11 protein-coding genes are annotated in these 16,913 nt (G+C 44.3%); 2 read left to right on the top strand and 9 right to left on the bottom strand.

Going from position 1 to position 16,913, the window contains the following annotated elements:
• The first annotated feature begins 185 nt into the window (after positions 1-185).
• Positions 186-677 (top strand): hypothetical protein, encoded by a 492-nt coding sequence (locus LNL84_RS08475; RefSeq protein WP_244356792.1) that lies wholly within the window; start codon positions 186-188, stop codon positions 675-677.
• Between the two features lie 212 nt (positions 678-889).
• On the opposite strand, the gene LNL84_RS08470 is transcribed toward LNL84_RS08475, so the two are convergent.
• The 3 genes from LNL84_RS08470 to LNL84_RS08460 form a co-directional block, all read right to left on the bottom strand.
• Positions 890-4,003, bottom strand: a complete 3,114-nt coding sequence (locus tag LNL84_RS08470) for an efflux RND transporter permease subunit (protein WP_244356791.1) — start codon at positions 4,001-4,003, stop codon at positions 890-892.
• Between the two features lie 9 nt (positions 4,004-4,012).
• On the bottom strand, positions 4,013-5,176 hold the full coding sequence (locus LNL84_RS08465; protein ID WP_244356790.1) for an efflux RND transporter periplasmic adaptor subunit: 1,164 nt from the start codon (positions 5,174-5,176) through the stop codon (positions 4,013-4,015).
• Positions 5,177-5,727: 551 nt separating this feature from the next.
• The gene (locus LNL84_RS08460; RefSeq protein ID WP_244356789.1) at positions 5,728-7,029 is read right to left on the bottom strand and encodes a GGDEF domain-containing protein; all 1,302 of its coding nucleotides are present in this window, start codon (positions 7,027-7,029) and stop codon (positions 5,728-5,730) included.
• Between the two features lie 439 nt (positions 7,030-7,468).
• Here LNL84_RS08460 and LNL84_RS08455 point away from each other — a divergent pair, with 439 nt between their 5' ends.
• Positions 7,469-7,978, top strand: coding sequence for a YcxB family protein (locus LNL84_RS08455; protein WP_244356788.1), 510 nt, complete (start codon positions 7,469-7,471; stop codon positions 7,976-7,978).
• 109 nt (positions 7,979-8,087) lie between these two features.
• Here the strand turns inward: LNL84_RS08455 and LNL84_RS08450 are convergent, their stop codons facing one another.
• The 6 genes from LNL84_RS08450 to LNL84_RS08425 form a co-directional block, all read right to left on the bottom strand.
• Positions 8,088-9,344, bottom strand: a complete 1,257-nt coding sequence (locus LNL84_RS08450; protein ID WP_244356787.1) for a DEAD/DEAH box helicase — start codon at positions 9,342-9,344, stop codon at positions 8,088-8,090.
• A 216-nt stretch (positions 9,345-9,560) separates the two neighbouring features.
• Positions 9,561-11,648 (bottom strand): putative bifunctional diguanylate cyclase/phosphodiesterase, encoded by a 2,088-nt coding sequence (locus tag LNL84_RS08445; protein ID WP_244356786.1) that lies wholly within the window; start codon positions 11,646-11,648, stop codon positions 9,561-9,563.
• Positions 11,638-12,627 carry a substrate-binding domain-containing protein gene (locus LNL84_RS08440; RefSeq protein ID WP_244356785.1) on the bottom strand — a complete coding sequence of 330 codons (990 nt, stop codon included), beginning with the start codon at positions 12,625-12,627 and terminating at the stop codon, positions 11,638-11,640. The genes LNL84_RS08445 and LNL84_RS08440 overlap by 11 nt, the downstream gene beginning before the upstream one ends.
• Positions 12,628-12,827: 200 nt before the next feature.
• Positions 12,828-13,100, bottom strand: coding sequence for a hypothetical protein (locus LNL84_RS08435; RefSeq protein ID WP_244356784.1), 273 nt, complete (start codon positions 13,098-13,100; stop codon positions 12,828-12,830).
• A gap of 265 nt (positions 13,101-13,365) precedes the next feature.
• Complete coding sequence (locus LNL84_RS08430) at positions 13,366-13,632, bottom strand: DUF5062 family protein (RefSeq protein WP_244356783.1); 267 nt, start codon at positions 13,630-13,632, stop codon at positions 13,366-13,368.
• A gap of 143 nt (positions 13,633-13,775) precedes the next feature.
• Entirely contained in the window at positions 13,776-16,913 is a 3,138-nt protein-coding gene (locus LNL84_RS08425) for an efflux RND transporter permease subunit (RefSeq protein ID WP_244356782.1), read from the bottom strand.

Below are 16,913 nucleotides of genomic sequence, written 5' to 3'. Positions count from 1 at the left end.
AGCCAAATCAGACTTTATTAGTACGTTAGGTGTGTGTCTTTTAGTGGTGATTAAAAAACGTGATTCCAAGCGCAATGTTAACAATGTTATCGAGCTAATCACTGTATTTTCTAAAGTATTGAGTGCATTTGTCGCAACTTAATACATAAGCAAGCATTAGCTGGAAATATACATTGAGGGAACATATGAAGAAAGCAGCAATATTATTAACCGCGCTAACATTAACTGGATGTCTGTCTGAAGATATGCAAGACATCTTAAACGGAGAAACCACAGTATTTACTGTCTCTGGAGCACGGTTCGATGGCACTGGTACAATGACAGCCGGATATTATAGTCTTGAGCATGTTATAGCCAATTCAGACGTCACCCTTCCGAACGATATGCCTCAGGCAGGAAAAGAGGCGTTGACCGCAGCAGGAGTTGAAACCACCTCAGATAAAATGTGTGGCACCTTAGATACCAGCGGCAACGTCTGTTTTAAAGAGAACGACAGCACCAGTTGTCTACCTGATGATATATCAATGCTTGGCTTGGAAATGTACAAAATCAGTCTGACTGATATTGAAGCAGCCTCAGAGGCCGGCTTTTATCCAAAAGTTGCGTCAGACTTAGGTGGCGCTTACATAGACCTAGGCAGTGGTATTGAGACAGTAAACTGTGATGACTTAAACTAGCTGCACAAAGAAACAAGAACAAAGTCAGAAAGTTAAAGCAGAAGTTAAAGGGACACACACCTTATCAAGGTGAAGTTCAAGGCGGTGAGGGGCGTTACCTTTCAAGCGTTTTTAAATGGTCTAGAAGACACTTTAGGGGTATGTCCTTTAACCGCTTTTACCGCTATGTTCATCGCATAAAAAAAGGCAGCACACCAGGCTGCCTTTTTACTTTAACGACTTCGACCTTTTACTTTCTCGCGCATGGATTGCAGCATCACATAGAATACGGGTACCAAGCAGGTGCCCACAATGGTCGCTGCAATCATTCCCCCCATCACGGCATAACCTAACGAAACTCGACTTGCCGCTCCTGCACCTGTCGCGATCACCAATGGAATAACCCCAAGGATGAAAGAGAAGGCTGTCATCAATACGGCCCGAAAGCGCAGTCTCGCCGCTTTAACAGCAGCATCGGTGATGCTCATACCACCTTCTCTTAATTGCTTAGCGAACTCGACAATTAAGATAGCGTTCTTACACGCCAACCCAATAAGTAACACCAGACCAATTTGGGTATACAAGTTAACATCAGAACCCATGAGCCAGATATAGAGAAAGGCACCCAGTATGGCCACTGGTACCGCGAGCATAACGGAGACCGGTACGGTCCAACTTTCATATTGAGCCACCAGAAAAAGGTAGGTGAAGATGAGTGCAAGAGAGAAAATGAACGGTGCTAAGTTACCCGCTTTCAGCTCCTGATACGTTTGCCCTGACCATTCATAGGTATACCCATTTGGGAATGTGGTATCGGCAATACGTTTTACCGCGTCAATGGCTTGCCCGGTACTGTAACCCGGAGCTGGAAAGGCATTGACTTTCACGGCACCGTACAAGTTGAATTGGTTAATGTACTCTGGGCCTAATTTGGGCTCGATCGATACTAAGGTGTTAAGGGGTACCATTGAGTTGTATTTATTGCGAATATAAAAGCGAGCGATATCTCGTTCAGAGTCCCTGAACTCGGTTTCAGCCTGCATGTTGACTCTAAAGACTTTGCCAAAGCGGTTGAAGTCATTGACATACATTGAACCCAGCATAGTTTGCAAAGTGGTAAAGATGCTGTTGAGCTCGACTCCCTGTACTTTGGCTTTGTTGCGATCAACGTCTACAAACAGTTGGGGTACATCAGCCTGGAAGGTACTAAATGCTGTGGTGAGCTCAGGTTCAGAAGTGGCCTGAATCGACACCGCCCTCATTACACCAGCCAGCTCTGCGGGAGTGCGGCCTAACGTGTCCTGGATAAAGAACTCGACACCGGAAACGGTTCCCACTCCAGGAAGTGCTGGTAGAGAAAAGCCAGCCGCTGTCGCTTCGCTGTATCGTGACAGAGCCGCGTTCGCACGGCGAACGATTTGTTCTTCGACCAGTGATGGGTCTTGTCGTTCATCCCAGTGAGATAGGATCACAACCATTAAACCTGCATTGGAGGAAACCGCACTGGAAATAATGGAGTAACCACTGGCCGAAATGACATTGGTCACACCATCCAGTGAATTAAGTTCAGTCACCATGTCCGCAATAACTTCTTTGGTCCGGTTGATAGAAGAACCATTAGGCAGCTGAACATCAACAAAGAAAGCCTTCTTATCCTCAGTCGGAACGAATCCCGATGGCAGGGATGTGGCGAGGAAACCTGTGGCCCCAATCAGGGCGATATAGACGATGCCGACAAGCAAGAGTTTTCGTACCATACCTGAGACAAAGTCGGTGTACTTTTCTGTTGCGTTGTCGAACATAGTATTGAACTTAGCGTGGAATCCTGCGTCGTGGTTCTTCGGCGGTTTAAGCAGTGATGCACACAGCGCGGGACTTAACGTCAGCGCGTTGACAGAGGAGATCAATACTGCAATACAGATGGTAATGGAGAACTGCGCATACATTTGTCCGGTAATGCCGGGCATCACAGCTGTTGGTGCAAACACGGCCAGTAGCACCAGCGTTGTGGCGACAACAGGACCAGTGACTTCTTCCATCGATTTCGTGGTAGCTTCAACCGCATTCAGCCCTTCGTCAGCCATCAGGCGTGTTGTGTTTTCAACCACAACGATGGCGTCATCGACCACGATACCGATAGCTAGGATCAAAGCGAACAAGGAAACGGTATTGATGCTCATCCCCGTCGCGAGCAGAAAGGCGAACGTACCAACCAGAGAAACAGGGATGGCAATGGCGGGCACCAGCGTTTGTCGTACGTCCTGCAGGAAAATGTAGACAACAAAAATAACCAGGCCTACCGCAATGAGCAGTGTTTCTATCATTTCATCTATAGAGGTTTCGACGAATTCAGTGGTGTCGTAGAGAACTTTGTAGTCCATATCTTCGGGGAACTGCTCGCGCAGTCTGGAAAGCTCCTCATGAACCCCTTTGGCGACTTCAAGAGCATTAGCGCCACTAGATTGATAGATGAACAACAGCGCCGAAGGTTTATTGTCCAACATGGCTTCTGCATCATAACTGGCGGCACCTAACTCAATTCGAGAAATATCACTTAAATATACGGCGCTGCCATCTGGATTCGAGCGAATAATGATTTGCTCAAATTCTTCAGGGTGACTCAGTCGTCCTTTGGTTGATAAGGTGTACTGGAACTGTTGATCACGAGGAACCGGTGCGGCACCAATTCGACCAGCAGCGACCTGAATGTTTTGCTCTTGAACCGAAGCAATTGCTTCTTCAACAGTAACACCAAGACTGGCCATTCGATCTGGGTTTAACCAGACACGCATGGAATAATCCATACCCCCAATAATGCTGACTTTAGAAACACCATTTACACGGGCGAGGTTGTCTTTGATGTTAATTCCCATGTAGTTGTTAAGAAAGAGGTTATCGAGAGTATCTGCGGGGGACACAAGATTGAGCATCATCAGGATATTGGGATCTTGTTTCTCGACCTTAACGCCGTTGCGCTGTACTTCCTGAGGAAGCCTAGGCATGGCTTGCTGCACACGGTTCTGTACATTGACTTGTGCCATATCGACATTGGTGCCGACTTCAAAGGTTACATTGAGTGAGTAACTGCCGTCGTTTGCCCCTTTTGACTCCATGTAGATCATATTTTCTACACCGTTAACCTCAGCCTCTACGACTTTAGCAACCGTGTCTGCAACAACTTCAGCGCTAGCTCCTGGGTAGGATGTTGTGACAGAGACCATAGGTGGCGAAATGTTAGGGAATTCCGCAACGGGAAGAACGGGAATCGACAGCATTCCAGAGAGCGTGAGAACAATGGAGATGACGAAGGCAAATTTCGGCCTGTGTATAAAGAATTTACTGATCATCACTGGTCCTCAAGAGTCGTTTTCGTTGAATGGTTGTACGGTGTCCATTTCGTACTCGACTTCTGCACCGACCCGCGCTTTCTGCAGCCCTTCGGTGATGACAAGTTCTCCTATTTCAAGCCCTTGCTCTAATTCCCAATCAATGCCATAACGTTTACCAAGGACGACATTTTTTCGTTTGACCACTTTATTGCCGTCAACCGTGAGCACGTAGCGGCCTTGTTGATCCTCTTGCACCGCGCGTTGTGGGATCAGTATGACTTCTTGAACGCTTGGAGCCTCGATGATAGCGGTTACGTAGAGCCCGGGAACCACAAGGTGCTCGGTATTGTCAAATTTGGCGCGTACGGCCAAGGTACCCGTTGTGGCATCGACCCGGTTATCAATGAAATCAATGCTGCCTATTTCATCGAACACTGAACCATTCGGAAACCTGAGTTTCACAGGAAGATCTTCAATAGTAATATCTTGATCATCCATTTTCGCGGCCTTCTTAGTATTTGTGATGACTTTTTCTGGTAACTGGAAGTTCACCCACATAGGTTCTACCTTAACCAGGTTCACAAGCTCAGTTTGGTCTGGAATGATCAAATCACCTACAAATACTTCGGCACGACCAATTCGACCGGAAAACGGCGCATGGATCTTAGTGTAACCGAGCTCCAGTTTGGCATTATCGAGTTCTGCGTTTGCACTTTGCAACGCTGCGGCGTTCTGGAGTTTGTTCGATAAAAGGTTGTCGTAGTCAGCTTGACTGATGTAATTATCTTCGATGAGCCCTTCACCACGTTTGAAGTTTCGCACTGATGTGTCATAGGCTGCTGTCGATTGAGCAACCAGGGCTTTTGAGGCTTTTAGTGCCGCGTCATACTGTTCAGGATCGATTTCAAACAGCAAGTCACCTTTGCTTACCATACTGCCTTCTTCAAAGTAGGTTTTAAGAAGATTTCCACGCACCTTAGATTTGATCTGAATATCCTGAGTGGCTTCCGTTCTACCTACAAACTCCTCATTGGGAGTAATCGATTTAACGGTCACCTCCAACACTTTAACGCTGGGTATAACTTGAGCAATGGCCTGTGGCTCAGAATCGCAACCTGCAAGTAGTGCTAATGGCATTGCTGCAATAAGAGCTTTACGCAGGCCCTTAATTGCATATGGAATGTAAGACATAGACAATCCTTTATTCTAATAATTTGATAAAGAAGTAATCGTTTGAGTCTAGTACATACTTGGTAGGGTGTGAGGGGCTGTACGGTATAATTAGCTGAACACTCTCAGTAAGTTGACATTAGCTGACTAGCATCACAGAAAACGGCGATAATAGAACAAGATGACAGGCTTAAAAGCGTCATAAACTGATGACGTTAGGCGTGTGACTTTCAATGTCCTATATCACTTGACTCAGAACCGCACTGCTCACTAAATTTCACATCCCAGCTCAGTCGCTTTTTTTAAGATACGGTCATGTGACTAATACTTTAAGAAATGAAATATTCTGCCTGACCATATAAGGGGAGCTCTCTTCCATAAGTCGCGGATGAGTGGGTGCGTAGCCTAATGACGAATGCATTTGGGACAGTGAACGATATACGGAATTAAGCCTCAAACATTGAACTGATCGTGAAATACTATCGATGTGTGTCCTTACATCGCTTGCAGTAAGATCCGAGATGGCAAAAACGTAAATGATCAGACAGTTTACCAAGTTGATCTCGATAGAGTTATGCTGTTGAGTCTAGTGGAAAGTCATCTTTAGGCTCATCCAGCTTTAGATAAGAGCACACTTGATTTCTGCCACTGCTTTTCGCTTTATAAAGCGCCTTATCGGCTCGTTCAACATTCAATGTAAGCGGAAGGGAATAATCAATATCGGTAATACCAACAGAGCAGGTGACTTTTGTGTATTGGCTAAGTTTGGCAGCGGCAATGGTTAAGCGTATTTGCTCCGCCAACATAACAGCCGTATGGCGGCTTTGTTCGTGACACAATATGATGAATTCTTCCCCTCCCCAACGAGCAAAGCACGTCCCATTTGCAAGGTTGTTGCCTACCGTTGCTGAGAGGTTGACCAATATGTTATCGCCTTCGTTATGACCATATACGTCGTTAACTTTCTTAAAGTGGTCTACGTCAAAAAGAATGATAAACATGGCTTTGCTGGTCTGCCTAGATGATTGGAAGTACTCGTGAACGCCTTGTCTATTACTAATACCAGTTAATGGATCTCTTACTGCTAATCTCTGATATTTATCACGTTCTTTATGTGCAACCAAAATACTATTTTGTGCGGATCGGTGTGACTTCACTATTCGCATTAGTATGTCGATCAATATAACAGTAGACCATAGGGTAAATAAACAAGCCTGTATGGTTTCGAGGTTAATCCATTTCCCCTTTATCTTAAGTTGATGAATTTCTATATTGGTGTTTTTTAGACGATGACTGTCACCCGTCGCAACTTGAATATGGGTAATGTTATTTATTTTGGCTGCAATGTCGGCTACGTTAGGGTTATTTAGTAGCCACCATGACGGTACATGCAGTGCTTTTAAATCAATGCTATAAGTGTTTTTGTCACTATTAGAAGGGACAATGGTTTTCAGGTTAGTTCGTGAAATTGACTCACCAGAACTGCTCGTTTCTTGATTGTGTAAGTAGACGAGTACTGAGTCTCGTATGCCAGCGACTTCAGTGTATGAGAGAGTGACCTCCAAATGAGATAGGGAACTTAAATCAACACCTTGGTTTTCATGACTAGTGATTGGAATCATGACACTGCAGAACTGAAATGTATTAGAGCGTACAGTTTTGCAGGTAAAACTAACCGTGCTGGTGTTAGGCACAATTCTACCCAGTGATCGCCCGCCGTTTATGGTGTCATTCACCATCGAGACATTAGAATGATCCAGAGTAAAAGATTGTTCTATGTTCATGCCCCATTTGTGCCAACTTAATATAGATAGGCTAATGATGGCTAATAAAATATAGCGATTGTCTTTATTAAATATCACTATCCATGACATTACGATACACCAAAGGTAAGCGCTTACAATTTCAAGCGAAATAATAGATAACAGGTAAGACAAACAATAGAGTAAATTAGCATATGCTGGTAGAGGTGCGAGTCACAAATTTATAAATAGGCCTGGGATTGATTAGCGATTTGACGGATGAGACAGTGAATAGCTGAGTTTATTAGGTGCAATAAGTGACTTGAAATACAAGGTATACACTAAGAACTCAGAGGTTAAAATCATGGCAAAATTTGACGTTCATGCTGCTAAAATATTCTTGCTTCTATTGAACGCTTAGTGTCGATATCGGGATGTGCGTTTGAGTTTAATTTAAGAAACGCTTACCAAAAAAACTAAAGAAAAACCCCAAGAAGCAGTACAATACTCGTGTTGCTGGAGCGCAGCATGAAAACACCCTCATTCACAGAGAACGTTGAAGTAGCTATCTATGTCTAATGATTTTAGTTTTACCACCGAATACACTCTCGACAAGGCCTTTTTCGCGGAGTGCTATGATCAAACGAGTAGCCCTGTTACATTTCCCAAATCCTACCTAAAGGGGATCCTTTTCCTTCTTTTTGGTCTGGGTTTATTGGAATTCGAGCTGTTACCCAACGGTTATGTGGGTTGGTTTTTTATTGTCTTAAGTATTGTTGAGGCGTTCAGTGTGTACTTTAAGCGCACCTGGTGGCTATGGCGACAAACATTCGGTACGAGCTCTGCTCGCCGGGTAGCTTTACAGATTGATTCACAAGGCATGAGTTATAAAAGTGGTAAAAACACCCGCAACATCGCCTGGAGTGATATTGACCAACTTGAGCAAAGTGGTTCGGGGTTTATCCTCCACCTGGGTAAGCAGCGCCAGTATGTCAGTAAGTCTTGCTTAAATGATGAAGTGATCGCGTTCATTGTAGAACAGCATGCAGCGGAAAAAAACACTAACATCAATACACCGTAGTCGCGTAACAAAATAAAAAGGACACATACTTTGTTGAAGTGTGTGTCCTTGAAGACTCTTACTTATAGCTTGTTATTTACTGCTGTATATTTTTGTGTAGGCGCCTGCTTTACTTACTCTTTTTATTCTTTTTCTTTCCGCTACCCTCAGGCTTTGCCATCGGCTTTGCTAGAGAAAAGTACTCTTCTTTGAAATCTTCATCCACCTTAAAACCTTCGACTTCCTCACGTTCAAGTTTGATTTTGTTCTTTTTCTCGATGACTCGGAAATGATGATAATCTTCGTAGTCGATGAGCGAAAGCGCCAAGCCGACTTCTCCAGCACGGCCACTTCGGCCAATACGGTGCATATAGTCTGCTGGGCTTCTTGGTAAATCAAAATTGATCACGACAGGCAGTTTCTCTATATCTAAACCACGAGCGGCGATATCCGTTGCGATCAAAACGTGTATTTCACCGGCTTTAAACGCATCAAGTACGCGACTACGAGCACCTTGGCCTTTGTCACCGTGAAACACTTCTGCGCTAATGCCGCGCTTTGCCAGTTTTTGAGCTAAGTGATTACAGCTGTTTTTAGCATTGACAAAAATAAGTGATTGGCGCCATTGATGCTGCTTAATCAAATGCGCTAACAAAGCGGTTTTCTCACCTCGGTTGACGGTGAAAACACGTTGAACCAATGTACTTGCATCAGCACTTTGCACCTGTATCTCGATAGGATCGCGGAGGAGTTCTTTCGTTAGCGTTTGAACCTTTTCGGGGAAGGTGGCGGAAAACAGTAACGTTTGTTTCGCTTTGGGTACCAACGCCAATAGTTGTTCCAGTTCGTCAGTAAAGCCCAGACTGAGCATACGATCGGCTTCGTCGAGCACTAAGGTTTTGACCTCATCGAGCTTGATGGCATTGCTTGAAATCAAATCAAGTAGGCGGCCAGGCGTCGCCACCAAAATATCAGTACCGCCACGTAATGCGAGCATTTGAGTGTTGGCGGATACACCACCAAAAACCGCTACGGTTTTTAGCGCACCATTAAAATGGACCGAATAAGATTTGATGCTGTCGGCCACCTGTTTAGCCAGCTCACGAGTCGGCACCAAAACAAGCCCGCTTACGTAGTTCCCTTTGCGGCTATGTCGATTAGCTGGTTTATCAGCGTGCAATTGCTGCAGCATAGGCAGTGCAAAAGTGGCTGTTTTACCAGAGCCTGTATTTGCCCCTGCAATTAAATCACGTCCCGCTAATACACTTGGAATTGCTTGTGCTTGAATAGGCGTTGGCTGTTGGTATTCCAGCTCTGTTAATCGAGCCAATAAAGGTGGAACTAGGCCAAGTTCTGCAAAGTTGGCAGGCAATGTGTTGGAGGTCATTAATAAAAAGGGCTCAAAGCTAAGATAATGGGCGGGCATTTTAATCTATTTGTGACCGTGAGGTTAGTAAAATCGCTAAAATAGAGCAGATTGCGACGTTTTCTTGTTAAATTAGAAGGTATGGTATGCAGTGGCAAAAGGTAGCCTAAGCTTGCTGTGCTAGACTCTCAAATTATCGAACAGCTATGCCGATGAGTGTGTTATTTACGTAACTATCTATTTTGTCGATATATTTGCTTCGATTTTTTCTTCAGCAGTACGACGCTGTGCCAACCAATTTAGCAATGTACCAACTGGCATTGGCTTCGCGTAATGATACCCTTGAGCAAAGGCGATCGAACAGTTTTGGGCCAATAGGTGTTGGTGTTCTGTTTCTACGCCTTCGATTACGATTTCAAAGTTCAATGCCTTAGACATGGCGACAATAGCTTTAATGATAGGGAGATCGCGCCCGAATTTAGTAGATTCTTGAGTAAAACTCTTGTCAATTTTAACTACGTCAAAGCGGAGTTTCTTTAGTGTATTTAACGAGGCATTCCCAGTGCCAAAATCATCGAGTTGTATTTGAAATCCTTTTTTTTGTAATCGTCTCAAACTATAAAGTATTTGGCTCTCATTGTGGATGATTGCAGTTTCTGTAAGCTCTATAGGAAAGTTTCTAGCAGATAATTCAAGCTTGTCTATTTCTTTGCAGAGATAATCGACAAAGTCTGAGCGCTCAAGTTGTATCGCTGATACATTGATAGAGACTTTATAGTTCATATTCTTCGCGATAAGTTGCTGATAAAAGCTGAAAGCTTGCTCAAAAACGAACTTACCCAGTTCGACAATATCGCCGGATTCTTCCAAGATAGGTATAAATGAATCGGGGCTAACAAATTCACCAGATGCCTTTTTCCAGCGTAGTAAAGCTTCGAATCCATGGATATGTCCATTGTCTACGATGATTTGAGGTTGAAACCAGACTTCAAATTCTTTGTCCGCGATGGCTTTCTTTAAAGCATGGACCAATGTGAAGTGATTGTGGCTTAAATCACCTAAGGCCCGATGATAAACAGCAACACCGCCGGTTTTCACAGGGTTATGCTTGGCAAAGTACATCGCTGTATCTGAATGTGATAGTAACTGCTTTATATCGCTGCCGTGTTCGGGATAGTGTGCAATTCCAACCGAGCATGTAACGCGCAGTTGAATATCATCGATATCGATAGGTTGGCCGATATGGTGCCTTATTCGTTTTGCCAGTTCTAATGCTTCCGTTTCATTTTCAGAAAAATGAATGATGGCAAATTCATCACCTCCAAGCCTTACTATTATACTGTCTCCTTTTATGTTTTCTTTCAGAACCTTACTGACATGAATAATGATGTGGTCTCCCGTTGTGTGTCCTAAGTTATCATTGACACCTTTAAGGTTATCCAAGTCCAGAAAAAAGAGATAAAACAGCTTGCCGTTTTCTGACATTGAATTATGCAGTAGTTGCATGAAATGACGCCGATTAGGGAGGCCTGTAAGAGAATCTTGTTGAGACAATATCAGGGCGTTATTTTCTGCCTGCTTACGAAGCTCAACCTCAGCCACCAACTCATCTTTGCTGACAACAGTGTTTTTCAGTCTATTATGGAGAGTTTCAACCTCATCAGTGAGATCTTGCCACTCTTTGATTCTTGGCTTTATTAGATTTTTGTAACGACCAAGATTGATAGAACGTAGCTGTGAATATATAGAATGCAAAGGGTTTACCAGAGAATAATAAAGAAAGGCTAAAAGAGAGATAGTTAAAATGATTGCGGTAATATAAGCGAGATTCTCTGCTTTGTGCAGTAATTCTATATCGGCATGTATTTTTTCTCGAGATTGATCCGTAATGTTAACAATATGGGTCATCAAGTTTTGAGTATAAGTGGTTAAATTTAGTGTAACCCATCCAATATCGCTACGGTTAGACGCTTTTTGAAGCATTTCAAATTGCTGCTGAATACGTTGGATATCAATACTAATCCGTTTGAAATCGTTTTTGTTGTTTTTCGCGAGAGTGTTAGCGAGCCTTTGGTAATTTAGTTTGAGTAAAGATGTGCTACTAGCCCATTTGTCAACCAGAGCCTTGTCGCGTGACTTGTTGAACTCGATTGCGATCAAATTGAGGCGATTGATATTCTGACTTAGTGAAATAGCCAATGAGTCAACTTTCCTTTCTAGGTGGTGAAGTTGTGACTGACGATGCCATGTTGTTACAGCTGCGCTTATCGAAATAAGAACAATAATCCAGAACAGAATAAGAATGTGAGAAATCCTAATCTTCATAAACGATGACCGTGACTCGATGTGGGGAGATGTTTTCAAGCGGGGCAGTTCGGACTAAAGGATAACTGTTGGTGTGGTGTGTCGAGTGTTCATGCAATATCGAAAGTGGAGCGCTTTCGTGCAAGTGTTCTATCCATTCTAATTCCCTGTCAAATAGAGGTATCAGTGTCTGGTGTAAGCTAACTTCTATTATACTCTCTGGGTATTGGCTATTTGCTGTCGCATGCTCTTCGGCAAACATCAATCCTTTTAACAGGCGCTCAGCTAACTTGTCGGATATGCGATTGTGCAGCAATATAAGTTCATACTGTAAGTAAACACCGGGGAATTGAATGATTTCAAGTTCGTTGCTATTCGTTTGTCTTTTTAGTTCGCTAATGAACGGCTCTCTGCTGGTGATAGCATCGCACTCACCTGAAAGCAATTTTTCGTTTAATTCATTTACCTTGTAGTATTTATAACTTGTTCCGGTGACATTATTTCGTTCTACCAACACTTGTCCAAAAAAGTGTAAGGCGGATAATTTCTGAGTACAAAGCGTTCGATTCTCTAGGCATCTCAAATTGTTAGCTGAACTCAATAAACTAGAGTCGTGGGCACCTTTAGGTTCGTGCAAACTGACAATTACATTGATGTTGTCTGATTCATATGCTGTTGCAATGATTTTGTATTCAGGTAATAGCTCATGATTAGCAAGAAAGGCTATATCCGACGCGACAATAACATCTGGGGACACTTTACCTTCAATGCTCGCCTCAATAGCCATTTTCCCACTTGGATATACAATCGGGTCAATATCGAGATTCACGAGCTGAAAAGCCTTGCTTTCAATGGCTGAAGAGATTAAAACGGCACTGGGCTGGTCACCATAGGCTATCGATATCTTTTCGCGCGTCTGAATCTCTTTCGGCTTATCGCTGTAATCAGTGCATCCCAGCAGAGCAATGCATATCAATAAGCTCGAAGTGAGTCTTTTCATGTGGCACCTAGCACGAACATTCGCAATTATATAATACTGCGAGTGTAAAAATTTCTTTAATGGATGAGTTGAGTATAGTGCAGATCTTAAAGAGCCAAAGTATTTTGATACTTTGGCTCTATTTAACAACATAATGGACTGAATCAATATAATAGTATCTGTGCTCAATTCGGCTCTTTGCGAGCGCGGATACTACCCCATCACACACCAAGTCTTTTTATCGCGGAGCGATATTCCGCTTCAATCTGATCAACAATAAATTGCTTAGGCGCTCTGTCAGACACGTAGCGCGCGCGTTGATCAATATGCTTGAGCTCATTTTGTTTCCAATTATCGAGTACAACACGGACTTGTTCTGGAGTGAGAGTTCGATTGACGGCTTCGGCCTGAACGGCACTTAACGCACTTCCGGCATGCGCGCCTACTGACAATGCAGCGGCGGCGATCATGAGTGCGGTTGTTAGTTTTCTCATAACATTACCTATACAACAATAATAGCTATCAAAGAAGGATAGCGAACGTATGTTGCCCCTAAGGACATATCAACATAATTTTAGGCGTTAATTATGACGGTTGCCCATGAAACTGCCATGAAACAACGTAGGCAGGATAAGGGCTGCGGCGTTTTGTTGTGGGTTTAATGTTGGTTATAGGTACAGTGCTTTGATTTAATGAGTGTTTGCGGCAGAATATCGTTTCTGCTCGCCAACACAGTTCTTAGGTTAAACGGTTTTTAGGTTACTTTAACGGATCGTTATCCGGTAGGGCGTGGTGAATCCACAAAGCGAGCCTTTTTTTAATGTTCTGCCCATCGGTTTTGTCTTCTGGAAGCGGAACGATTTGATTCACTTTTACCAAAAACAAGTAAAGTGCGCGTGCTTTTATCGATTGAGAGGCTCCTTTAGTGGTCAGTTCGTACCCCTGCATAGCCGCCATCTTCGTGCCAATTTCTAGCGCTTTTTTGAACAGTTTGTCTTCGTTTTCAATCTTATGTACTTTTGACATTTGAACACCATAGCTTCACTAAATCATAGAGTTAGTATATACAGACCTGACCAAGCTTGCTGTCGGATGGCGGGCAAATTTGATGAATGACGAGATTATTGAACAAAAAAGCCGTCATATCGATGACGGCTTCTCGATTCTAGTTATTGGAGATTGGGTGCCTTATTGGCAGAGTTGGCACCAAATCGTTCGCGCATACGCTGAAGCATTACCCAGACTACAGGTACAGCAAGGCAACCCAATACTGTTGCGGCAAGCATGCCACCAAATGTACTGTAGCCAACCGCACGTCGTGCGCCATCACCAGCCCCTGTCGCGATCACTAGCGGTACCACCCCAAGAATAAACGAAAACGCGGTCATTAGTACGGCTCTGAAACGGAGCTTGGTAGCCGATACTGCCGAATCGATGACGCTTAGGCCTTTTGTTTCACGTAACTCTTTAGCAAACTCAACGATCAATACGGCGTTACGGCTCGCCATTCCCACCATTAAGACTAAGCCCACTTGGGTGTAAATGTTGATGTCACCACCCATAAGCCAGGTGTGAAATAGCGCGCCAAATACGGCAGTGGGTACACATAAAATGATCGCCAGTGGCGTGATCCATGATTCGTATTGAGCGACTAAAAACAGGAAAGTAAACAGCATCGCCATACCAAACATAATTGGTGCAGCATTACCTGCTTTTTGCTCTTGATAAGTCAAACCTGACCAATTGTATTTGTAGCCCGAAGGTAAAGTGTTATCGGCGATTTGCTCCATCGCTGCAACCGCCTGTCCCGAACTATATCCGGGGGCCGTGACACCATTTATCATTAATGAGCTATACAAGTTGAAGCGTTCAATCGCTTCTGCTCCTAGCACGTCTTTCACTTCAATCAGTGAATTCAGTGGCACCATTTTTCCGTCAAGCGAACGTACGTAGAAACTTGAGATATCGCTAGCATCAGAGCGGTTTTGTGCTTCAGATTGTAAGAACACTTTGTAATTACGACCAAATTCGGTGAAGTCATTGACGTATAAACCACCTAAGTAGGTTTGAAGAGTCATGTAGACCGCCTCAAGACTTACGTTGGTTGATTTGATTTTATCTCGTTTCAGCTTCACCTCTACCTGTGGCGTATTGGCTCTGAACATGGTGTAGGCAAAGTCAATCGCCGGGTGTTTCATGGCTTCTGCCATTAGAGTGTCGCCAACCTGAGCCAGCTCTTTTGGTGAGCGCCCTAAGGTATCTTCTAGGCGCATTTCAAAGCCGGAGTTCATACCAAGTGCAGGAATAGGCGGTGAGAAGAAGCTAATAATGTCGGCTTCTTTTATGGTGGACAATTTGTCTTGAACACGTCCCATGATGGCTTTCATGTGTAACGCTGCTTCTTTGCGTTGTGACCAATGTTCAAGGTTAACGATCATCATCGCTGAGTTAGAAGCGGCGGCATTACCGAGAAGGCTGAAACCCGGAGCCGAAACAACACTAGAGACGCCTTGTTCTTGAAGTACCATATCAATGGCATGACGGGTAATTTGCTCGGTACGAGCAAGCGATGCTGCTTGAGGCAGTTCAACATTGATAAAGAAGCTGCCAGAGTCTTCGTCAGGAAGAAATCCACCAGGCATTTGATAGCCCATCATAATGATGGCGATAATCATGACACCAAAGCCAATCACACTGAGTGTCAGGCGCTTAATCATCAACGTTACGGATAACCCTAAGCCATCGGTCGCGCGTTCAAGAACACGATTGAATTGCTGTAGAAACTTTCCAGGCCTTGGGCCTCCGGGGCGCATCAAAATAGCGGCAAGCGCTGGTGTTAAGGTTAACGCGTTTATGGTTGATATGGCGATTGACACCGACAAAGTGATACCAAACTGCTGATACAATTGGCCAGTTAGACCTGGCATCATAGTCACTGGTCCAAACACGGCAAATAGCACGACTGCAGAGGCAAGGATCGGTCCGGTGACTTCTCTCATGGCCTGCACAGTGGCGTCCATGGCACTCAGATTTTTCTCTTCCATCAAGCGTTCAACGTTTTCAACGACGATGATCGCAGCATCGACAACCGCGCCAATGGAAAGCACAAGACCAAGCAAGGTGAGCATGTTCATCGACATCCCCATCGCTTGCATCACAGCAAATGTAGAGATGACAGACACGGGGATAGCAATAACCGGAATAATGGTCGTGCGCCAGTCTTGTAAAAACAGGTAGGTGACCGCAGTAACAAGAACAATCGCAATCACGAGGGTTTCAATTACTTCGGCGATAGAGACTTTAACAAACTCGGTTTGGTTGTATGGGATCTGGTAATCAACCCCTTGTGGGAAGCGTGCTTTGAGCTCTTCCATTTTGGCATAAATGCCTTGTGAAATGTCTAGCGCGTTGGCTCCAGGCGCCTGATAGATAGCAAGCAATGCAGCGTCGGATTGATCGTACATTGCTTTAACGATGTATTGCTGAGAACCAAGCTCTACTCGACCAACATCGGAGATGCGAACCAATTTACCTTGCTTGTCCGCCTTGATGACAATCTCTTCAAAGTCACCTGTACTACGCAAGCGTCCTTCGGTACGAACCACCATTTGAAAGGGTGATTTTTGAGTCGCGTAGGGGGCGGCACCCACGCTACCAGCAGGGCGAATGACGTTCTGTTCACCAATCGCCGCCGCAACGTCTTCTGGTACTATACCCAAACTGGCCATTTTTAACGGATCTAACCAGATACGCATCGCGTATTCCATATCACCGATGTTGCGAACCTTAGACACACCGGTGACGCGCGCCAGTTCGTCTTTGATGTTCATGTTGGCGTAATTGTTAAGGAACAAGCCATCTTTGCTTTGAGCAGGAGAATGTACCATGACCGCCATCATGATGTTTGATGCGGTTTTTTCTACTTTAACGCCCGAGCTTTTGACTTCGTCGGGTAGTTTCGCCATTGCTCGGTTAACCCGGTTTTGAACTAAGATCTGAGCTTTGTCTGCATCGTAGCCAACTTCAAAGGCAACCGTCAGAATATAGTTGCCGTCGCTCGATGATTTTGAGCGCATGTAAATCATGCCTTCGACACCGTTCACTTCTTTTTCAATTTCCGTTGCTACGGTGTCGCGAAGCACCTCGGCATTGGCACCGGTAAACTCGGTAGTGACTTCTATTTCAGGTGGTGCAACGTTAGGATATTGTTCGACTGGTGCATTTAGTAAAGCCACCAGACCGATAATGGTCATGATGATACTAAGTACGATGGCGAACTTTGGACGCCTAATGAAATACTCGACCAC

Origin of the sequence: Vibrio gelatinilyticus (genome assembly GCF_022836845.1) — a bacterium.
In the GTDB taxonomy this organism is placed as follows: Bacteria; Pseudomonadota; Gammaproteobacteria; order Enterobacterales; family Vibrionaceae; genus Vibrio; species Vibrio gelatinilyticus.
Note: the sequence above shows the minus strand (reverse complement) of the source record. Positions and strands in the feature narration are given on the sequence as shown.

Excerpts from the sequence above, each read along its gene's own strand:
- LNL84_RS08455 (WP_244356788.1), top strand. The coding sequence starts at position 7,469 with ATGTCTAATGATTTTAGTTTTACCACCGAATACACTCTCGACAAGGCC.
- LNL84_RS08465 (WP_244356790.1), bottom strand. The coding sequence starts at position 5,176 with ATGTCTTACATTCCATATGCAATTAAGGGCCTGCGTAAAGCTCTTATT.
- LNL84_RS08445 (WP_244356786.1), bottom strand. The coding sequence starts at position 11,648 with ATGAAGATTAGGATTTCTCACATTCTTATTCTGTTCTGGATTATTGTT.
- LNL84_RS08475 (WP_244356792.1), top strand. The coding sequence starts at position 186 with ATGAAGAAAGCAGCAATATTATTAACCGCGCTAACATTAACTGGATGT.
- LNL84_RS08470 (WP_244356791.1), bottom strand. The coding sequence starts at position 4,003 with ATGATCAGTAAATTCTTTATACACAGGCCGAAATTTGCCTTCGTCATC.
- LNL84_RS08435 (WP_244356784.1), bottom strand. The coding sequence starts at position 13,100 with ATGAGAAAACTAACAACCGCACTCATGATCGCCGCCGCTGCATTGTCA.
- LNL84_RS08450 (WP_244356787.1), bottom strand. The coding sequence starts at position 9,344 with ATGACCTCCAACACATTGCCTGCCAACTTTGCAGAACTTGGCCTAGTT.
- LNL84_RS08430 (WP_244356783.1), bottom strand. The coding sequence starts at position 13,632 with ATGTCAAAAGTACATAAGATTGAAAACGAAGACAAACTGTTCAAAAAA.
- LNL84_RS08460 (WP_244356789.1), bottom strand. The coding sequence starts at position 7,029 with ATGTCATGGATAGTGATATTTAATAAAGACAATCGCTATATTTTATTA.
- LNL84_RS08440 (WP_244356785.1), bottom strand. The coding sequence starts at position 12,627 with ATGAAAAGACTCACTTCGAGCTTATTGATATGCATTGCTCTGCTGGGA.